Consider the following 19,630-nt stretch of genomic DNA (forward strand, 5'->3'; position numbering starts at 1 on the left):
CAGCATGATTAGTGAATTTCAGACATAAAAAAACGCTAACTGATAACAGTTAGCGTTCTCTCGAATGGATGGCGGAGGAGGAGAGATTTGAACTCTCGAGGAGCTATTAACCCCTGCTGGTTTTCAAGACCAGTGCATTCGGCCACTCTGCCACCCCTCCGCAGCAATGGAGCGAATATTAGAGTAAGTTCAGTATCATGTAAATACACTCGGCTAAATAAAATAAAAAAAGTGGTTATTGCAAATTCAAACGCTCAACATACCAACAAATAGCACTCATTTAGATCGACACTTACACTTTGCTATTATTTATCCATCGATGTAGCACCAATTCTATGTATAGAAATATCGGCACCGTGATATTCTGATTCTTCATCGAGACGTATACCGACCAATTTATGAATCGAACCATAAACGAGGAAACCGCCGACAAGTGCAATAGCTGTACCAGCAAGAGTACCAACAATCTGCGCCATCAGGCTGACACCACCGAGACCACCAAAAGCTTCTGAACCAAATATCCCAGCAGCAATCCCCCCCCAAGCACCACATAAGCCATGCAAAGGCCACACACCTAGCACATCATCGAAATGAGGGAACTTATTCTGCACCAAAGTAAAAGCAGCAACAAATAAACCTCCAGCAACACCACCAACAACGAGCGCGCCAATCGGGTGCATTAAATCGGATCCAGCGCACACAGCAACCAGACCAGCTAAAGGACCATTATGAATAAAACCCGGATCTTTATTACCAACCAGCATAGCAATGAGCGTACCGCCAACCATCGCCATTAAACTATTTACCGCAACCAATCCGGAGATCCCATCTAAAGTTTGTGCTGACATGACATTAAAGCCAAACCACCCTACCGTGAGGATCCAAGAACCCAATGCTAAGAAAGGGATATTTGAAGGCGCAAAAGCAATAACTCGACCATCTCGATAACGTCCCTTACGTGAGCCCAGTACCATTATTGCTGCAAAGGCAATCCAACCGCCAACACTGTGCACCACCACTGAGCCAGCAAAATCATGAAATTCAGCACCAAACGTAGCACCAAGCCAAGCTTGAAAATCATAATTACCATTCCAGATCATGCCTTCAAAAAAAGGATAAACAAAACCAACAATTAGCACAGAGGCGAATAACATCGGATAAAATTTGGCGCGTTCTGCAACACCACCGGAAATAATAGCCGGTATTGCAGCTGCAAAAGTAAGTAGGAAGAAGAATTTTACTAATTCATAACCACTATTCTGAGTTAACTCATTGGCACTGGCAAAAAAGTCCATGCCATAAGCGATTTGATAACCAACAAAAAAGTAAGCTAATGTCGACATGGCAAAATCGGTCATGATCTTAACCAATGCATTTACTTGGTTCTTATGGCGGACAGTACCCACTTCTAGAAAAGCAAAACCTGCGTGCATGGCCAAAACCATGATTGCACCCAGCAGAATAAACATGGTGTTAGAGCTTTGCACTAACGTTTCTACCGCACTATTAACGTTTTCCAATTTTTCATCCCTCTTTTAGTACCAGCGTAATCCACTACGCAGATATCTCATCCTTGTAAACACATAATCAACGGCATTTAATTAACACCTTGATCACATTAACTATACATCAAGTAATTATCATGTCTATAGTAGCGCTATCTGCTGTTCGAAATGAGGGATAACACAGAATATAATACCTAAAAAGGCGTAACCTAAATTACGCCTTTATCAACTACGGTGCTTTTCTTTAGTTATTAAGCCATTTGTAATAACAAGGTAAATACAAATACCGTCACTGCAAATGCAAAACCATAACTCAGGACTTGCTGCCAATCTCGACCACGTTTAATACCCAAGTCATGCAATGCATGGAAGATACGGTGTAAGGTATGCCATAGCGGCAGCGCAACTAATACCAGGATAATTGCTGCGCCATACCAAGTGGTGGCAAGACCATGCAAGCTTTGATAATTAAAGTTGCCTTGATCTATGATACCCAACGGAATTAACAGTCCAGTGATCAAAATCATCACCGGCGTTAAAAATGCAGTTAGCATGCCTCCAGCACCAAACAATCCCCAGAAAACAGGTTCATGCGATCGTATGTAGGTTTTCTTGTTCATCTCAGACATAATCAGCTCCTTACAGCATGATAACTAATAGACAAAAAACAGTCGCTGCAGCCAACGCCGCATAATGTCCCGAGACAATGACCTTGTCATCGAGTCGCTTGCCTTTTATCCATAAATCAACCGCTTTAGGCGCTAAAGAAAACCACGTCACGGTATGATAGAGCGCTAAACCCAATGCGATAAGATGCACAATAATCGCAACAGGACTCTGTAAAGACGTCATCCAAGCATTAAACGCCACTTCACCTTGGCTTAATCGCAATACCCCCCAAGCCAGTATTAAGCTATAAATAGTGATAAACACACTACTGCCTTCGCGGATCATATATTTAGTGTAAAATAGTTGCTTCATCCACCAGTCAGTAGGCAGTTCTCTTGTATACGGTTTACGTTTACTCATTGCTTTCTCCTTACTGCTCGGGTTTAAACATGCCAATTAGATAATCTTTACTACTTTCCACTTTTAACAGCTGAATTGCACCGGCAGGATCAACCCCTTTTGGACAAACCACTGAACAGTAACCAACAAACGTACAACCCCAAACACCTTCTTCTTGATTAACAATCTTCATCCGCTCTGCAGTACCAGCATCGCGACTGTCACGGTTATAACGCGCCAATAGTGCCAGAGCGGCAGGACCAGTGAATTTTTTATCGAGTGCATATTGTGGGCAGGCTGAATAACACAGTCCACAATTGATACACATAGAGAACTTTTTATATTTCTCCATTTGCTCTGGTGTTTGTTTATAAGCACCATCAGATAAGCATCTCTTTTCGTTCGATGCACTTTTCTCTGGAATAATATAAGGTTTTATTTCTTCGAGTTTTTTAATAAAATCATCCATTACCACCACTAAGTCACGCTCAATAGGGAAATTAGCCAGTGGCTCTAAACTGATTTTATTCGGGTAATAATCACGTAGGAATGCCTTGCAACCTAGCTTTGGCACGCCATCAACCATTAACCCGCAACTACCACAGATCGCCATACGACAAGACCAGCGGAAGCTAATCGTGCTATCGAGATTATCCTTAATATATTGTAGCGCTTCTAATACTGACATATCCGCTTTGTAAGGCAGTTCAAAAGTTTGCGTAAATGGCTTGTCATCCATCTCTGGACGATAACGCAGAATATCGATTTTTATATTTGCTTGAGTCATTATTTTGCCTCCTGCGCTAATTTATCGCCAGCAGCACCATAGGCACGGACAGCAGGTTGGCTCTTGGTGATCGTCACTTCGCTATAATCAATTTTAGGGGCTTTATCACCCTGATAATAAGCCAGTGAATGTTTTAAGAATTTGTCATCATCACGCGCTTCAAAGCCATCAATTCGTTGATGTGAACCACGAGACTCTTGACGTAAGATCGCACTATGCGCCATCGCTTCGGCGGTATCAAGTAGATAACCCAGTTCAATGGTGTATAAGAAATCCGTGTTGAACACGCTAGATTTATCTTCAACCTTGACGTTTTTATAACGCAGTTTTAGCTCGGCCAATTTATCAATGGTCTTTTGCATCGATTCTTGAGTACGGTAAATACCAACCCCCTCTTCCATACAATCGCCCATCTCTTGACGGATAACAGCGGACTTTTCACTGCCATCACTGTGCAGCAGATCGTGCATGCGTTTAATCACCGCTTCGGTTTGTGCTTTCAGTGGCGCGATATCTTGATGTTGATTATTTTCGGCATATTTAGCCGCTTCTTGTCCTGCTAGCTGACCAAATACAGCCAGTTCAGTCAATGAATTAGACCCTAAACGGTTAGCACCATGTAAGCCGACCGACGCACATTCACCAATAGCATATAAACCAGCCAGTGAAGTCGCTGTTTTAGCATTAGTGGCAATACCACCCATGGTGTAATGCACCGTTGGACGCACTGGGATTGGTTCATGCACTGGATCAACACCAACATACGCTTTTGCTAACTCTCGAATGAAAGGCAAGCGTTCATTGATCTTTGCTTCACCTAAATGACGTAGGTCTAGGTAGACATAATCACCACGTTCACCTTCAACAACACGGCCTTTTTGTTGCTCTTGCCAGAAACATTGACTCAATTTGTCACGTGGACCGAGCTCCATGTATTTATTCTTGGTTTGGCCGACAGGTACTTCGGGTCCTAAACCATAATCTTGCAGGTAACGATAACCGTCTTTATTAACTAAAATACCGCCTTCACCACGGCAACCTTCCGTCATTAAAATACCACTGCCAGGTAAGCCTGTCGGATGGTATTGCACAAATTCCATATCGCGCAGTGCGATACCATGGCGATAAGCCAGTGACATGCCATCACCCGTAACAATACCGCCGTTAGTATTGTAGCTATAAACACGCCCAGCACCACCGGTTGCCATGATCACAGATTTAGCTTGGATGAGTTTGATTTCACCTTCAGCGATATCAAGAATCACCACACCTTGGATCTTGCCATCTTCAACAATTAAATCTAAACAAAAATGCTCATCGAATCGGGTAATTTTAGGATGTTGAATAGACGTCTGAAACAGGGTATGCAGAATATGAAAGCCACTTTTATCAGCTGCAAACCAAGTACGTTCGATTTTCATGCCGCCAAATGCACGCACGTTTATCGAACCGTCAGGTTTACGACTCCATGGGCAACCCCAATGTTCTAATTGGGTAAGCTGTTTTGCGGCGTTCTCGACGAAGTATTCAACTACATCTTGGTCACACAACCAGTCGCCACCAGAAACGGTATCGTTAAAATGATTATCTAAAGAGTCATGATCTTGCGCAACACCTGCTGCACCACCTTCAGCGGCAACGGTATGGCTACGCATTGGATAGACTTTGGAAATAAGGGCGATATCAAGCTCAGGATGATTTTCCGCTATTTCTATCGCAGCTCGTAAGCCTGAGCCTCCAGCGCCAATAATGGCAACATCTGTTTGAATAATTTTAAATTTATGCACATTTCACCCGCATCAAAAGTTAGCTTAAAAGTAAGTAACCACTAGGGGGTATTTTAATGGGAATTGTCATTACAGGGCTTGATATGAATCAATAACAATATCTAAACTAATCAAGCTTATAAATTGAATTAGGTTTTGTGATCGAGCTTTCGTTATAGGGTTGATTAAACATACTATAGCGCCACACAAGCCATCAATATAGCGTGTGTAGCGTATATTAAAAACCGCCTTTATTATTTTTTCTCCGTCTCTCTATTAGTGACTTTCAATGATGAATAGTAATGACCTGACAGCACTAATAAACCCGCAAAAATACCTAAGTTTTTAATGAAGTTTTGCATTTCATGGGCACCTTCAACGCCAGTCAAATTCCAGAAATCATGTAAGTTGACATTAATCACCAGTACTAAAGCAGCCAATAACAACGCTACAATAGCAGTATAACGATTTGCAATTAGCAAGATGGCAGCGACAATCTGGAATACACCGGCCGCGGCTAACAGCACTGGTACGAACGGCATGTGATGCTTTTCCATTAAACCTATGTGCATGTCCCAAGACACAAACTTCATAATACCAGGGATTAAGAAGTACAGTGCCAACATCACCCGACCAACAGTTAATAATACCTTATTCATCTTATGTTTTACCCTTCATACTAAGTTATATTGCGCGCAATTCAATTGCAGTTACTATAATCCTGATGCAAGTCGATTACAACTAACTTGTGCACAATTTAAATTTCATTGATAAACATAACAGGTACTGATAATTAGAGAAGTAAAAATACTTAAAGGCAAGATAGCAGGAGTATAGATAATAAAAAGCCCCGTCATGCGTGACATGACGGGGCTTTTATAATCACAACAAAAACGAAAGATTATAGGCTTGCTACGTGATCAAGTAGTTGTTGGTTATTAGCAACAGCGACTAACTGGCCTTGATTATAAAAAGCAACATCATTATTGGCTAAACGTTTACCGATAATTGATTGTTCACTACCGTCAACGTAAGCAACGTGTAACTCTAGGCTATCATCATCAAGTACTTCCATCGAAGTCGATTGTACCGATACTTGCAGATTTTTCAGGGGGGCACTGCGTAATGAAGGATCGATATCATTATTCACCTTCATCCATGCTTCAACTGGCGTATCAGCAACAGCAGGACCTTTCTTGGTGATAGGGTTAGTGCCCGTCCAAAACTCAATACTGTTAATAACCATTAAATCAACTAATGAAGTAATCGCATAAACAGGCGCTGCAACAACATAGATCCCAGCGCGACCATAACGGTTATCAACGGCTTTTAAATTCACGCCCACTGCTAATTGCGTCAGACCCATTTGACCAATACAACCCGTTAACCCAGATACAGATACTGCGATAACCGTTGCACAAATCTATTTTTTCATTTTCATTTTCATTTCCATTCGTTATTTATAAATATGACGGTTGTTAATAAATACGAATGATTACATACCGTATTTATTTGTTTTCTTGTGCGGTGAATTGCCCTAAAGCAATACCGACATTACTGTATAAAGTTAATGTATTATCAATCACTTTATAATTATCAGTTTCTGCTAATGCAGTTAAAAATTGGGTTTCCAAGTTCATTTGTTGAAAACACAGTTTCTTTGTTGCTAGCAACTGAGTCAGATTAACGTTGCTCGCCAGCACGTCATAACGCCCGCTAAAACGGTTGCAGCCAGCAAAGCCAACGACTTGGTTATCACCTTCAGTAAATGTAAGGTGAGGCTGTTGCTGAGTCACATCCGCAGTAACTGCTTGCGTACCTAACATAGACAGCTGCCACTGGGTGTTGGTCAAACTTACCAGCCCATTATCTTGGACTGCAGCGCGTACTTGTGACACTAAAATTTCGCTTGGTGTAACACCTTGATTAGCAAACGCATCTACCTGCTCAGTATTGGTAAATAATAATTGGCCATCAAGAGTGATCTTCGCACGCAAAGCATAACGATGCTGCGGCTTAATTTGTGCCACGTTATAACTTAAATTAAGTTGATATGGCGGAGCGCCAACCGCTGTCATGCTTTGCTCAGCGATCACTTCAGCTGGTGCATCCATTTTTGAAACGTCCTCTAATACCAGACTCACTTGCGCTCCTGGTGGTAGGGCAATACGCTGTAAATAGAATACGTTCGCTGTCATAGTCTGTTGTTGGAGAGCTTGCCCACCATTATTCGCCAGCTGGTCTGTGGTTACACAGCCGCCTAAACTCATTAATAAACCCGTGATCACGGCAGCGGTTAATACCGTTTTACGATTTAGTCGATGTTTATTTTTTTGCATGTAAATAGCTACCTTTAAAGAATATTTTGCACTTATTGCTTGAATCCAGTATCACACTCTCGAGATTAGAGCTAACCACCTTAATTAGCAAATGATAACACTCTTAGATAGCTAAAAGTAAGAGACTAAATACCGAGTCACAACAAGAGCTATACACCTCAATACTAAATAAAACGGCGATAGGCTAAATCACGGTTAATAACCCGAGACGGCATAGTACACAATAAAATAAAGCATACAATAGCACAAAGTATTATTCACCGATAAAACCGAGATTATGTCAACATAATGCTCGATCTCATCAAAACAAAACCTATATATAAGAAAGACTTACCGTAATGAAAGGCGTTATTGTGCCGGAGCTGATTGTAATTCTGGTTCGAGGTCATTCTCTACTGTTATTGGCGGCGGTGGGATAGCCTTAACGATTAGCTCAAATAACTGCCCTGACAACTGATTAAACTCAGGTAAATCTAACGTCGCAGAGTACAAAGGCTTACCATTATTTTCAATTCTCGCCCTCACCACATACTCACCGCTATTATCGAATTGAGTAGGATCATACTGCAGAGAAATATTATAAGGTGGTGGTGTCGTAGCCGCGATTGTTTTCTGTCCCAACATTGAACTGCTAATATCAGTTTTAGAAATATCTTCAAGTGTCACAGTGATCGTTGACGAGGCAGGTAAACTGGTTCGTTCTAAATAAATTACCCGCACTTCTAAATTTTGTTTTTTAGGCGTCACCGCAACCGTATTCACTTGGTCTTCAAACACCACCCCCCATACAGGTATATCTTTAATCTGCATCGGCGTGACTTTTAAAGGATTTTGTTCAAGCAAAGTAAAGTTAGCGGTTTTACCCACGCTGATTGAGCCAATACTCGCTTCGAGCCTTAACGTATGTGCCGCGTTAATGGTAATTGCTTGCATCGCTTGATACGCACTAATACGCTCTTCTTGTGATACTTTATTTAGCTCCGATGTTTGTCGATTAACCGCTGTCCACGCTAAAGTTAGCGGTTCCATTGGCGCCATTGAAAAATCTGAATGGAATGAAACAGGAACCTTACTTTTCATTAAACTATTAACACGCACTAAATTTTCGGCACGCTCGCTACCCAAGCCCACTTCCGAATACTTATCTGCTAATGCCCATAAATAATAAGGATTAACCGATGTTTCGATACCTAAGTCAACCAACTGCTTAACTTGATCTTTATTGAAATAGCCCATGTGATGTAAGGTAAAACGATGATCTTCACGCGCTAATTTAGCTTGGTCGGCTTGGTTAAAGTCCAGTACTTGTTGAATACCTAAATCGCCATTGGCATGCACATGGATCTGATAGCCTTGTTGCCAGTAAAAGCTGAGTTGTTGTTGAAACAGAGCCAGCGGTGTCATCCACTCCCCTTCATGACCGTCAAGATAACCGTCTTTCATCTGCATCAGCTGCGAATAAATCGCCCCATCAGCAAACAATTTAACTTGTTTAGGCAAAAATTTAATATTATCGGTATTGTATTTATCTGCTAAGGTTTCGATAAAAGCGAGCGCGTTTTCATTACTCCGCCCTTCGGCATTGTATAAATAACTGCCACTCGGAATTAAGAACACATCGTAAGGTGGTTGCTGATCCATTTCAGACTTTAGTAACTGATATTCTAAATCGAAATTAGAACTTGGAAAACCCGGCTCTGCAATTGTGGTGATACCATTTTTCAGTACCAACTTAGACATGATATTTAACCCGAGTTTATAACTTTCAGGGTTAATTAAATCTGCTGAAATTTTAGGTACTAATGCTAACCAGCCTCCTTCATAAAAATGGCCTTTTTGCCAATCAACTTGTGGGTTGTCAGCAAAATCAGCTTGTTTAAGACCAAACTTTTTAATCGCGGCATCGTTTAAGAAAACTTCGTGAAAAGAACGGTGAATAACGGCAACGGGTTTATCTGGAGACAGCTCATTTAACATCGCACGGGTTAACTCACCATGCCAAAGCTGATGATAGCCCCATACAAAAAATACCTTATCTTGTTCGGCATTTGCATCGATAGATTGTTTTAAACGTTCAAGGTAAGCAAAATGACCAGACACACCTTTCTTAACTTCGTGAGGTAACACCCAGTCATAAGGTGCAATTATTTCATTGGGCAGCATGATCGCAGCAATAGAAGGGTGTACATGAGGTTCGATAAACCCTGGTAGCATGGTTTTGCCACTGATATTAATGAGCTTGGTATTATCACCACTGAGCTTCATCGCTTCAATTTTTGTACCAACAAAGATGATTTTCTTATCTTTAGTGGCAACCGCTTCGGTATAACTTGGCAGCGCTCCTTCCATGGTCAGAATATCACCACCAAAATAAATTGCATCAGCAATCACTGGCAATGCTTTGACCGGGAGTACTTTGACAGGTGGCTCATTAACAGGTACGACTGTGGTACTTTTTATTGATGCATTCGTTGTGGTTTGAATTGCAGAATCTGTAGGCGACGGTGTTGGTAGCACATCGCTATCAGCAACTTGCGTTGCCGCTAGCGTTTTAGTTTTAGCTTGGTCTTCACTTAATGGAGTGGTCGTCAGCTCATTCGGTGCTGCATTTAAGCTTGTATTCACCTCAGCCTTATCCGTTGCATGAACTTGCAGGCTAAACAGTAGACCGCACAATAGTGTCACTTGCATAACCCATTGCACAAAAACAGAAAACCATCGAATAGGGCTAGTTAAGCCTTGAGTTGACATTACGCCACTCCCTTATAACTCAGTGAAAGTAGGCATAAAATAACATATCAGTCGCTATAAGACCATAAAATCACGGCCACAGCAGGACTGTTAACTCGCCGCTTTTGCTAATTCATAATCACATTGAGCTACAAATTTACCAATTTCAATATAAGCCTCATCAGCCTCTTCCAAATCAAATAAATGCCAAACATGTAACATATTCGACCAGGTTTGCAAGCGCACATCAGAACCTTGTGCACGGGCTTTATTGGCATAACGACGAGAATCATCGACCATCATTTCGGTATTACTGGCTTGGATCAAAATAGGGGGTAAATCAGCTAAATTGGCGAAAATCGGTGATACTTGCGGATCGCGAGGATTGATACGAAACAATATAGCGATCCAGATCAGTAATAAAAACTGCGGTAGGTGATGAAACTTACCCATAAAAGGATTTAATAAAAAGTCAGTTTTAGCGTTATAATTCAAGCTGTCGTAACTAAAGGTATTATCAATACAGGGGCATATTGCAATCGCAGCATCAACCTGACGAATGCTTTGGTGTTTAAGCCAGCCAATAAGCGCAAGGGTTAAATTGCCTCCCGCAGAATCACCCGCCGCGTAAATACGATGACATTCCTGCTTATGATAAGGGTTATTGGCCAGTAGCCATTGATACGCATAACGACAATCTTGAATACCCTTGGCACGTTTACCATCGGGGAACATGTCATAATTGACTGCAAACACGGCAACCCCAAGTTCGCGAGATAAGCGCTCGGTAACCACGCGATGACTTTTAGCACTGCCCACCGCAAAACCACCGCCGTGGATATAAAGTAAGCGCTTATTTACATCACTATTTTTACTGATCACCCACTCCCCAAGCACACCTTGATCTTGAAAGTGACTAGAGACGGGAATAATTTCACAATCTAATTCAACGTCACCTAGACGATCAATATTTTGACGTAATGCATAAAGATACTTACTCGGTTTCATAAAACGAATTGGTTCTTGGATACTTTCGATAAGTTCTAAGGCTTGCGGATATTTATATGACGGTTTAGGGCGATAGAAAGTTGCACTGAAATCGGTACTGTCATACTGACGTAGGTCTTCACCGTACAAGTTACGAATAAGCAGTACAAGGATAACGGCGATAATAGCAACAATCAAAAACCACATATATTGATAACTCCCAGTATTTAGATGACTCGACTCAGCCATTCAGTCGCCATTAATCTATAACAATAGCATCGTAAAAATACAATCTATGCATAGCAAAAAATGATAACAACTGCGCCATAGCCTCAAAATTAAGATAACAATATGAAGCTATGTCACATGGCACACTAAAAATAACTAAATCATCGAATTGAGCTGAGGTCTATCGCCTAATTTAAAATAACCAGATCATCAATTTGTACATTCGCCGTCGGCTGTCGATCAAGAGTAACGAGACTCGCTTGTTGATCGTAAAGCTTGGTTACTTCCACTTTACTACTGCTATTAATCTCTTTTTTGCGATTAATACCAAATTGATCGACATAGCTGCCCGTGTGCTTGATCATAAATTGGTCGCCTAATTTGAGCCCATTGTTACGGCCAATATTAATGTTCACTTCATTACCATCAACAGCAATAACACGTGCTTCAACCAATTTACATTGCAAGCTTGCATCTAAATCAAATAATACATCATCAATAATTAACTGCAAAGATACCCCAAATTCAGAACGCCAAAATTTTAGCGTATCAGTATCAACAATTCGATGCTTCGCAAATTCCCATTTGGTGACTTTACTGTAATTACGATCAAACAATAAACTACCGTTAAAACCATCAAAAACTCGGACATTAATCCGGAAGTTACGCTCCGGTAAATCATCTTTAAGTATTTTGGCCATGCCACGAATAACAGGTTTAAATGTTGATATATCGGTAATTGAGCCCAAGATTATATACTGGCTATCTGCAGACTTACTGATTTGCTTCACTTCATGTGACGTTAGATTTCCACGCAGCGGCAAAGAACTGCCGCTAAAACCGATGTTTTGATTAATAAATTCACGTGCATCGAACGTTTGGCTATTTTTACGCAGACTTTGGTATAACAAACGGCTAAATGACTCATTGATATTATAGATAGCACCGTAACTGGCTTGTTCACGGTGACGAATATCAAAACGTAATAGCGACACTGATTTTTGATAACCAGCACTTAAACACTTATTACGGTCCGCAACGATATCAGTAACTATCTGCACAGTGATTTTATCTCGTTTTATCGATTCACTTTTTAAGCGAATGTCCCTTACTTCACCATCCATCCGTACTTGAAAGCTATCCGACAATATTTTACCACCATTAAAAGATTGCAAGCTTGAAACCGATGCTCCGGCATAAAGTAATGCTTGTTTCAATGCGTTGCGTACCGCTAATTCACGGGCAATGTCCACATCATTGTCAATAATAATCGCTTCACCCTCAACCTCATACCACTCAGCATGTAAGGTGAACGAACAACAGACCAATAATAGTAATAGCAGTTTTTTCATTTTTTAATCGCATATGAATTCTGGAGATGTCTATTTTAAAAGCAACATTTGTACCAGATCAAATATTTATAAATATAAATTCATATCTAGGTTAATTTCATGGTTAATAACGCTATCATAGTAAAAATCAAACGATAAACATGTTTTGGCAAGCTATTTGCTTACACTAATTCATTAACCACGTATTTAACTAGCCATATACACTTTGTTGCCACTGACTAGAAGCACATAGCGTAAATTTAGGAAACAATATGAAGCGTTTTTTACTACCGTCGTTAGCGGTTGTGTTGACTTCAGCATGTACCGTGATTGAAGAACCAGGGCATGTATTACTGACAGGTGCGAATACCAAAGTACAGCCAGTCGTTATTAAACAAGTTATTGTTCAGCCTGTTTATCAATCAAATGGTTATAATGCAAATATGGCACAAAGTGTGCTTACTAAAGAACAGTATAACAATATATTTAGAAGTCCTTATACCTATCCTTACCGCCGCGACGTTTCAACCAGCGGTAAATAACGGTTTAACGACAATAATTAAAGCACTTAAGGAAGTAATATGAAAAAGGCAGTCATAGCTATCAGCCTAATTACCCTACTCACTGGTTGCGCATTAAAACAACCCGTACAACCAGAAGAAGAGAAGGATACACCGCCTCACTCAACCTGGGATGGTAATTCTTATGAACCAAAGTATCCAAGAAGTTTGTTACCAAACCAACCGATAAACTACACACAAGAACTCAGTTTTATCGTACGTGGTTTAGCGGATCAGCTGATCGTCAATGATTTGTCGATTATTCCGAACAATGAACCAATTGCCGTCACTTCCTTTGTAAATCTTGACGATCTATCGACGACCAATTGGCTCGGCCAAACGTTATCAGAATCGTTCATACACGAATTAACAATCCGTCGGATTCCGGTTATTGATTATAAGACAACGGGAACAATCAGCGTAACAGGTCAAGGTGACTTTGTATTTACACGTGATTGGAAAAAACTACGTGGTCAATTACCTGTCTCTCGCATCCTAACAGGTACCATGTCGCGTAACAGCGAAGGCGTTATTGTGAATATGCGTGTGATTAATATGGAATCAGGTTTTGTTGAATCTACCTCACAGGGTATCATTCCTAACCATTTAGTCATTGGTGGTTCAAATAGTATGGGGCCGCTAGAAGGTCGTGGCCGTTATATTTATCGTACCGGTACAGCACCTTCTGTTCGTATTACTAATTAAGGTTTATCAATGAAATATCTGCGTTTACTTATGCTTGCAACTTTGATTAGTTTAACAGGCTGTTCACTATTAGAAAAAAATACGGTTTATGATATCAAAGAACCAAAATCATTCCCTGTGCTTAAAGCCGTTGGCTATGCAGCTTTAAGTTCGCAGCCGGGCAATAGTGACAGTGAACGTATGCTTAATGCAATGCGCGCATCTAAATTAGATGCTTATCGTGAATTAGCAGAGCAAGTCAGTGGACAAGAGATTTACAGTGATACCAACTACAAATCACGTTCACTGCAAGGGGAGTCAATGGAAGCTTCGGTATCCGGTATCATCCGCGGTGCACGTGTGGTCCAAACTTACCCAGTAAATGAAGATGTCTACGCGACTGAATTAGAGCTCGACTTTAAACGTGTTTTTGAACTATATGAAAATACCTCATCAATGCCAACTCGCGTACAAAAGACTCGCTATTAAGCACTGAGCATATAAAAAGATAAGCGAAAAAATACCGCGTTAGAGTCTTAATCTAACGCGGTATTTTTTTAGCTATAAAACAGCTTGTGCTTTAACATCAAATTAAATCAATCATTTAATTATCAACGCAATATTAAATCCACGGCGTATAATGCGCCCCACAATAAAACCACCAACGAAGTTTGCGCTAACTGTCTGTTTAATTGCTTGCCATCACGTTGATAAATCGCTACGCATAAAGCCAATTGGACAGGCAATACCAAGATCATCATAAGTCCTTGATAGCTGTCAACAAGCAGTAATAACGACGGTAATAATACTGTAATACAGTAAAGATGTTTACTTGCCTTTACGCCTAAACGCGTCGCTAAGGTAAACTTTTGAGCTCGACGATCCGAAGCCACATCACGGATATTATTCACCAGCATAATAGCGACAACCAAAAAGCCGATTTGGCTGGCAGGAATAAATATATCGAGCGTCAGTACTTGAGTTTGTAAATAATAACTGCCAACGACAGCCAACCAACCAAAATAAAGAAAAACCGCCACTTCACCGAGTCCATGTGAAGCCAAAGGTCGCGGGCCACCGCTATAAACATATACGCCAACGAGGGATAGCACGCCTAACACCACGTAAGCCCAGCCACCGACGTAAATAAGATAACTACCACTGACAATAGCCAGTAAACACATCACGATAATGCCAGTACGTAAATGGTCTGCGGATATCAAGCCTTTTTGCAAAGCACGATCAGGCCCTAATCTATCATCGCCATCAACGCCACTCTTACCATCAAAGTAATCATTAGAAAGATTCACTGCAATTTGTAATGCCATGCAGCAAATCATACATAAGCTAGCTATATAAAAACTAAAATTAGTTGGAGAATCGACCCAAGCGAGCGTTTGCCCAAGTAAAATAACCGCCAATGCCACCAGTAGGGTTTTCGGACGCGTAACAAGAAACCAAGAAGATAATGTAGTCATAACATTTAGATATTCGAAAAATAAATAAAATCAGCATAAAATACCTATTTGGTAATGTCTACTTATATTGTTTGAATAAAAAGCTCATCCCAACGGGAATGCTCCAACGCACGATTACTAACCAATAAATAATATATTACTGTCCAATAGAGCGAAGTTACTAACTAACAATACTAATAGGCTTAGATCTATTGCAAGATATTTTCATAAGTGTCAAAACGCCGTTTAATTTTACGGATATAATTCACAGGCTCTTGTCCTCGTACATAACCGTAACGGGCTTTTGCTGCATACTGAGATTTCGACAGCAATAACATGGCTTTTTCAACATTGCCAAACCAAACATCATCTCGCCAGCCTTTTTGTTTAGCCAAACGCATGGCGTCACGAACATGCCCAGCACCCGCATTATAAGATGCTAACGTAAACCAGATTAACTGGTCGTCTTGCACTTCATCTTTACGCATACGTTCACGCACCCAGTTCATGTAAAGCACGCCAGCTTTAATTCCCTGCTCTGGTAGATGCACATTTTCGATCCCCAATTGTTTTGCAGTACGCGGCATTAATTGGAATAAACCTTTTGCGCCCGCCATTGATTTAGCGTTAGGGTTAAAGCGGCTCTCTTGATGCATCTGCGACACCAATAAGCGCCAATCAAAGTTATGCTGACGGGCATATTTTTTCACAATTTCATCATATGGCGATAAAACACCGGAATCATTCTGCTGTGCATAATCTCTATAATGCCTATCTAAGCGCTTTTGGTTTTTAAAGTATTTATTGTAAATCACATTATAGAATAAGCCTTTGTAATGCTTCTTAATAAACGCATTAGATTTTGCTAACAGCTTATCGTGACCTGATGCCACAGCCCAACTTTGAGATTTAGGCACACCCAGTGCGATTAACGATTGGATATCGTCACGAAAAGTCATCTCAATATCGACAATATGGCTATCTGCAATCGTCATTTCGTATTCTTTTTCCCCTACCTTATCAATGATGAGCTCGGTTTCTTGGCTTTCTGCTACGCCAACTAAGTTAATACCCTCGACTGTTTTCTTTAACGCGACCGCACTTTCCCAATACGAACTTGATGGGCGGATATAAATCGTACTGTTAGCCAGTTCAGTTGCAGCATTGATCTCGGCGCGATCCTTATGAGCAACCACCAATTCAGAAGCGTAATGATAAGGACGTGAGAAAGCGATACCTTTATTGCGTCTCTGCGCAGTGGGGGTTAAAAATCCCAACGCGATATCGGCTTTATCTTCAAGCAGATAATCAAGCAAGGCCACGTTGTTGGGTGCAACAATAATTTCATAACGTAAGTGATGCTCTTTAGCAAAGCGCTTGGCTAACTCATAGTGAAAACCGAGCAATTCTCCCCGCCAAATATAATAAGAAGAAAGGTTGTTGCGCAGCACAAAACGCACGGTTTTGGTTGCCTGGATTTTTTGCCATTGGGTTTTGTAACCATGCTTGGTTTTCGGCTTAGCTCTAGCAACTAAATACTGGTTTTTTAGAAATTGATTTAACTCGGTTAATAAGGCTTTATTGCTCGGAGCAACCCCCCACGCCAGTTGACGTGTAGCACTTGCTTGCAAACTCATCTTAATATCATCACGGTAAGTACTGGCTGACTTAAGTAAATTGTTATCCTGGATACTTATATCATATTCACCACTGGCGAGTTTATCGTATAAAGTTTCGTGGCTAATCGCGCTATCCACTAAGCGTATTTTTAGCTGTGGATAGATCTTTTGCAGTCCTAATGCCGTTGATTCATAGCTTTTACCCTTTTGAATCACAATCTCTCGTCCGTTCAAATCTTTACCCGATGTTAAGCTTTTGCTTTGGCTGCCCATCACCAGATATTCTTTGCTCAGTAAAAAAGGTTCACTAAAGCTGAGCAATTTTTCGCGTTCACGGGTCTTGGTTAAATTAGCGGCAATAACATCGCCTTCACCGGCTAATAACATGGGAATAAGATCAGCAAATTTTGTCACGCGGATATGCTTAATTTTCAGGTTTTTTTCATCAGCAAATTGCTGAAGATAATCTAATTCGATGTCTTGCGGGTGACCTCGACGAGGAAGGATAATCTCGCCCCCACCCCAGATAAGTACGCGTAATGTTTTTTGATTTGGCTCCGCTGCGGGTGTAACAGAAGCAGCCTGACTATCACGGCTAATCGCTTGACTGGAACTGGTCACTATATTTGACGATGAAGATACAATAACCATGGCAAGAATAAACATAGCAAGCAGTACCACATATACTTTTTTAGCTGTCTTAGTGATTAAAAATTTATACATTACATTCCTTTATAATGTTTATAGTCAAACTCGAGTGTTTTACAGCTACCTGATTATGTTATTGTAGATATCTTTAATTCACTCTCATATGAGGCTCTCTTTATGCTTATCTCTTTCTTTGTTGGCGTTACCTTGGTTGTTTACATTAAGCAAAAAGCCCTGAAACCACATTCAAAAGATACGATAGTAATATTAATTACTGATGGTTATAAAGCACTGCTCGATGACGTTAAGAAAGTAATGAAATAATTACACAGCAATAACAGAATCGTCAATAGTATCTCACCTTGATTAAACAAAGTTTACTTAATCAACAAAAAAACCAATCAAAACACATGATAAAGGGAATATAGCTAAGAATTAGATAAAATTAAGCATGAATGGCTTTACATTTACATCCTGACCGATAGACTTGACTTTCTTAACTGTGCTAACTGACGCTAAATACGCAACAGGTTATGCTCCACATTACGATACAGCAAGCAGAGGACGTCGATTTTGAGTAATATTGAATCCGTAGATACCCCCACTTTAGGCCAAAAACTATGGTTTAACTTACCCCTTTGGCAGAAAATTGTGGTCGGCATGATCCTCGGTATTACCGTAGGTATTATCTTCGGTGAAGATGCAGTGATCTTGAAACCAATTGGGTCGTTATTTGTAAACACCATTAAGATGTTGATTGTGCCACTGGTTTTCTGTTCAATCATTGTTGGCATTACCTCAATGCAAGATACCAGTAAAATGGGACGTATTGGTTTTAAAGCCGTGATGTTTTACTTACTTTCAACAGCTGTTGCGATCACCATTGGTCTTGCATTAGGTCATATACTACAGCCTGGTGCTGGTTTAGGCCTTATAGCAGAACAAGCTGAAGTGGTAAAAGCATCACCTTCGCTAGCCGACACCCTAGTGGCATTAGTACCTACCAACCCAATTAGTGCCCTTGCTGAAGGTCATATCCTCCAAATTATTGTATTTTCTGTTGCACTTGGCGTATCTCTGACGCTTATTGGTGAAAAAGGCAAACCTGCTGTAGCCGTTTTCGAAAGCCTTGCTGAAGCCATGTACAAACTAACAGACCTAGTAATGAAACTTGCACCCTACGGCGTATTTGCATTAATGGCATGGGTAGCTGGTAAATTTGGTTTAGCATTATTATTACCATTAATGAAAGTAATTGGTGCTGTTTACCTCGGTAGTATTTTACACGTACTAGGTGTATACAGTGCCTTGATTTTATTTATCGCTAAACTTAGTCCAGTACAATATTTCCGCGGTATTGTTGATGCGCAAGTGGTTGCATTCACCACGACATCGAGTGCTGGTACCTTACCTATATCAATGAAATGTGCACGTGAGAAATTAGGTGTATCGAAAGGCGTATCAAGCTTTGTACTGCCATTAGGTACGACAATTAATATGGATGGTACCGCGCTTTATCAAGGTGTAACGGCATTATTCGTGGCGCAAGCATTTGGTATTGATTTAGGCATGCCTGAATACATCACGATTATCTTAACAGCAACATTGGCATCAATTGGCACAGCAGGTGTTCCTGGTGCAGGTCTTATTATGTTGACGCTAGTACTGACGACAGTTGGTCTACCTGTTGAAGGCGTGGCACTGATTGCCGGTATCGATCGTATTCTTGATATGGCACGTACCACCGTTAATATTTCTGGTGATATCGCGGCATCAGTGATCATCGCGAAATCAGAAAAAGAATTAGATATAGAAATTTATAACGCAGAGTCATAATAAACCATCATTATTACGAGTTATAACTCGTACTGCTTATTTAAATTGTCTAAAAAAGCCACTGATGATCCTCTAAAAATTAGGGGTGATATCAGTGGCTTTTTCTTTTCTTTTCTTTTCTTTTCTTTTCTTTTTAAAGATAGCT

General features: G+C 40.6%; 18 protein-coding genes and 1 tRNA gene. 5 read left to right on the forward strand and 14 right to left on the reverse strand.

Features of this window, described 5'->3' with window-relative positions; all coding sequences use genetic code 11:
• Positions 1 to 69: 69 nt before the first annotated feature.
• From QNK26_RS04800 to QNK26_RS04855, 12 genes are all read right to left on the reverse strand, one after another.
• A tRNA-Ser gene (locus QNK26_RS04800) sits at positions 70 to 160 on the reverse strand.
• A gap of 145 nt (positions 161 to 305) precedes the next feature.
• Entirely contained in the window at positions 306 to 1,520 is a 1,215-nt protein-coding gene (locus QNK26_RS04805) for an ammonium transporter (protein ID WP_319221170.1), read from the reverse strand.
• Positions 1,521 to 1,756: 236 nt separating this feature from the next.
• Positions 1,757 to 2,134, reverse strand: a complete 378-nt coding sequence (frdD, locus tag QNK26_RS04810; protein ID WP_319221172.1) for a fumarate reductase subunit FrdD — start codon at positions 2,132 to 2,134, stop codon at positions 1,757 to 1,759.
• A gap of 10 nt (positions 2,135 to 2,144) precedes the next feature.
• Positions 2,145 to 2,534, reverse strand: coding sequence for a fumarate reductase subunit C (locus tag QNK26_RS04815; protein WP_319221173.1), 390 nt, complete (start codon positions 2,532 to 2,534; stop codon positions 2,145 to 2,147).
• 10 nt (positions 2,535 to 2,544) lie between these two features.
• Positions 2,545 to 3,300: a succinate dehydrogenase/fumarate reductase iron-sulfur subunit gene (locus tag QNK26_RS04820; protein ID WP_319221174.1), complete on the reverse strand. Its 756-nt coding sequence runs from the start codon at positions 3,298 to 3,300 to the stop codon at positions 2,545 to 2,547.
• Positions 3,300 to 5,087, reverse strand: a complete 1,788-nt coding sequence (frdA, locus tag QNK26_RS04825) for a fumarate reductase (quinol) flavoprotein subunit (protein ID WP_319221176.1) — start codon at positions 5,085 to 5,087, stop codon at positions 3,300 to 3,302. Before frdA ends, QNK26_RS04820 begins: the two co-directional genes overlap by 1 nt.
• Positions 5,088 to 5,320: 233 nt before the next feature.
• Positions 5,321 to 5,725 (reverse strand): DoxX family protein, encoded by a 405-nt coding sequence (locus QNK26_RS04830; protein ID WP_319221177.1) that lies wholly within the window; start codon positions 5,723 to 5,725, stop codon positions 5,321 to 5,323.
• A gap of 242 nt (positions 5,726 to 5,967) precedes the next feature.
• Entirely contained in the window at positions 5,968 to 6,489 is a 522-nt protein-coding gene (locus QNK26_RS04835; RefSeq protein ID WP_319221226.1) for a DUF3332 family protein, read from the reverse strand.
• A gap of 85 nt (positions 6,490 to 6,574) precedes the next feature.
• Positions 6,575 to 7,405, reverse strand: coding sequence for a YbaY family lipoprotein (locus tag QNK26_RS04840; protein ID WP_319221178.1), 831 nt, complete (start codon positions 7,403 to 7,405; stop codon positions 6,575 to 6,577).
• 348 nt (positions 7,406 to 7,753) lie between these two features.
• Positions 7,754 to 10,156 carry an amidohydrolase family protein gene (locus tag QNK26_RS04845; protein WP_319221180.1) on the reverse strand — a complete coding sequence of 801 codons (2,403 nt, stop codon included), beginning with the start codon at positions 10,154 to 10,156 and terminating at the stop codon, positions 7,754 to 7,756.
• Positions 10,157 to 10,246: 90 nt separating this feature from the next.
• Positions 10,247 to 11,329, reverse strand: a complete 1,083-nt coding sequence (locus QNK26_RS04850) for an alpha/beta hydrolase (protein WP_319221182.1) — start codon at positions 11,327 to 11,329, stop codon at positions 10,247 to 10,249.
• Between the two features lie 209 nt (positions 11,330 to 11,538).
• Entirely contained in the window at positions 11,539 to 12,702 is a 1,164-nt protein-coding gene (locus tag QNK26_RS04855) for a flagellar assembly protein T N-terminal domain-containing protein (RefSeq protein ID WP_319221183.1), read from the reverse strand.
• Positions 12,703 to 12,953: 251 nt separating this feature from the next.
• On the opposite strand from QNK26_RS04855, the gene QNK26_RS04860 reads away from it, so the two are divergent.
• The 3 genes from QNK26_RS04860 to QNK26_RS04870 are packed head-to-tail and all read left to right on the forward strand — an operon-like array spanning position 12,954 to position 14,414.
• Positions 12,954 to 13,223, forward strand: a complete 270-nt coding sequence (locus tag QNK26_RS04860; protein ID WP_319221185.1) for a hypothetical protein — start codon at positions 12,954 to 12,956, stop codon at positions 13,221 to 13,223.
• Positions 13,224 to 13,262: 39 nt separating this feature from the next.
• Positions 13,263 to 13,946: a FlgO family outer membrane protein gene (locus QNK26_RS04865; RefSeq protein ID WP_319221187.1), complete on the forward strand. Its 684-nt coding sequence runs from the start codon at positions 13,263 to 13,265 to the stop codon at positions 13,944 to 13,946.
• A gap of 9 nt (positions 13,947 to 13,955) precedes the next feature.
• Positions 13,956 to 14,414, forward strand: coding sequence for an LPP20 family lipoprotein (locus tag QNK26_RS04870; RefSeq protein ID WP_319221189.1), 459 nt, complete (start codon positions 13,956 to 13,958; stop codon positions 14,412 to 14,414).
• 122 nt (positions 14,415 to 14,536) lie between these two features.
• Here QNK26_RS04870 and menA read toward each other — a convergent pair whose 3' ends face one another.
• Together menA and QNK26_RS04880 are read right to left on the reverse strand one after the other, a co-directional pair.
• A complete protein-coding gene (menA, locus tag QNK26_RS04875) occupies positions 14,537 to 15,403 on the reverse strand; it encodes a 1,4-dihydroxy-2-naphthoate octaprenyltransferase (protein WP_319221190.1) in 867 nt (288 codons plus the stop codon).
• A 188-nt stretch (positions 15,404 to 15,591) separates the two neighbouring features.
• The gene (locus QNK26_RS04880; RefSeq protein WP_319221192.1) at positions 15,592 to 17,724 is read right to left on the reverse strand and encodes a transporter substrate-binding domain-containing protein; all 2,133 of its coding nucleotides are present in this window, start codon (positions 17,722 to 17,724) and stop codon (positions 15,592 to 15,594) included.
• 102 nt (positions 17,725 to 17,826) lie between these two features.
• Between QNK26_RS04880 and QNK26_RS04885 the strand changes: the two genes are divergently transcribed.
• Positions 17,827 to 17,973, forward strand: coding sequence for a hypothetical protein (locus QNK26_RS04885; RefSeq protein WP_319221194.1), 147 nt, complete (start codon positions 17,827 to 17,829; stop codon positions 17,971 to 17,973).
• A 258-nt stretch (positions 17,974 to 18,231) separates the two neighbouring features.
• A complete protein-coding gene (locus QNK26_RS04890) occupies positions 18,232 to 19,485 on the forward strand; it encodes a dicarboxylate/amino acid:cation symporter (protein WP_319221228.1) in 1,254 nt (417 codons plus the stop codon).
• The last annotated feature ends 145 nt before the right edge of the window (positions 19,486 to 19,630 follow it).

Origin of the sequence: Moritella sp. (assembly GCF_033791185.1) — a bacterium.
Taxonomy (GTDB): Bacteria; Pseudomonadota; Gammaproteobacteria; order Enterobacterales; family Moritellaceae; genus Moritella.

Bases quoted from the DNA above. Each gene is read 5' to 3' on its own strand.
- frdD (WP_319221172.1), bottom strand. From the start codon at position 2,134: ATGTCTGAGATGAACAAGAAAACCTACATACGATCGCATGAACCTGTT.
- QNK26_RS04815 (WP_319221173.1), bottom strand. From the start codon at position 2,534: ATGAGTAAACGTAAACCGTATACAAGAGAACTGCCTACTGACTGGTGG.
- QNK26_RS04820 (WP_319221174.1), bottom strand. From the start codon at position 3,300: ATGACTCAAGCAAATATAAAAATCGATATTCTGCGTTATCGTCCAGAG.
- QNK26_RS04830 (WP_319221177.1), bottom strand. From the start codon at position 5,725: ATGAATAAGGTATTATTAACTGTTGGTCGGGTGATGTTGGCACTGTAC.
- QNK26_RS04840 (WP_319221178.1), bottom strand. From the start codon at position 7,405: ATGCAAAAAAATAAACATCGACTAAATCGTAAAACGGTATTAACCGCT.
- QNK26_RS04845 (WP_319221180.1), bottom strand. From the start codon at position 10,156: ATGTCAACTCAAGGCTTAACTAGCCCTATTCGATGGTTTTCTGTTTTT.
- QNK26_RS04850 (WP_319221182.1), bottom strand. From the start codon at position 11,329: ATGTGGTTTTTGATTGTTGCTATTATCGCCGTTATCCTTGTACTGCTT.
- QNK26_RS04855 (WP_319221183.1), bottom strand. From the start codon at position 12,702: ATGAAAAAACTGCTATTACTATTATTGGTCTGTTGTTCGTTCACCTTA.
- QNK26_RS04860 (WP_319221185.1), top strand. From the start codon at position 12,954: ATGAAGCGTTTTTTACTACCGTCGTTAGCGGTTGTGTTGACTTCAGCA.
- QNK26_RS04865 (WP_319221187.1), top strand. From the start codon at position 13,263: ATGAAAAAGGCAGTCATAGCTATCAGCCTAATTACCCTACTCACTGGT.
- QNK26_RS04870 (WP_319221189.1), top strand. From the start codon at position 13,956: ATGAAATATCTGCGTTTACTTATGCTTGCAACTTTGATTAGTTTAACA.
- menA (WP_319221190.1), bottom strand. From the start codon at position 15,403: ATGACTACATTATCTTCTTGGTTTCTTGTTACGCGTCCGAAAACCCTA.
- QNK26_RS04880 (WP_319221192.1), bottom strand. From the start codon at position 17,724: ATGTATAAATTTTTAATCACTAAGACAGCTAAAAAAGTATATGTGGTA.
- QNK26_RS04885 (WP_319221194.1), top strand. From the start codon at position 17,827: ATGCTTATCTCTTTCTTTGTTGGCGTTACCTTGGTTGTTTACATTAAG.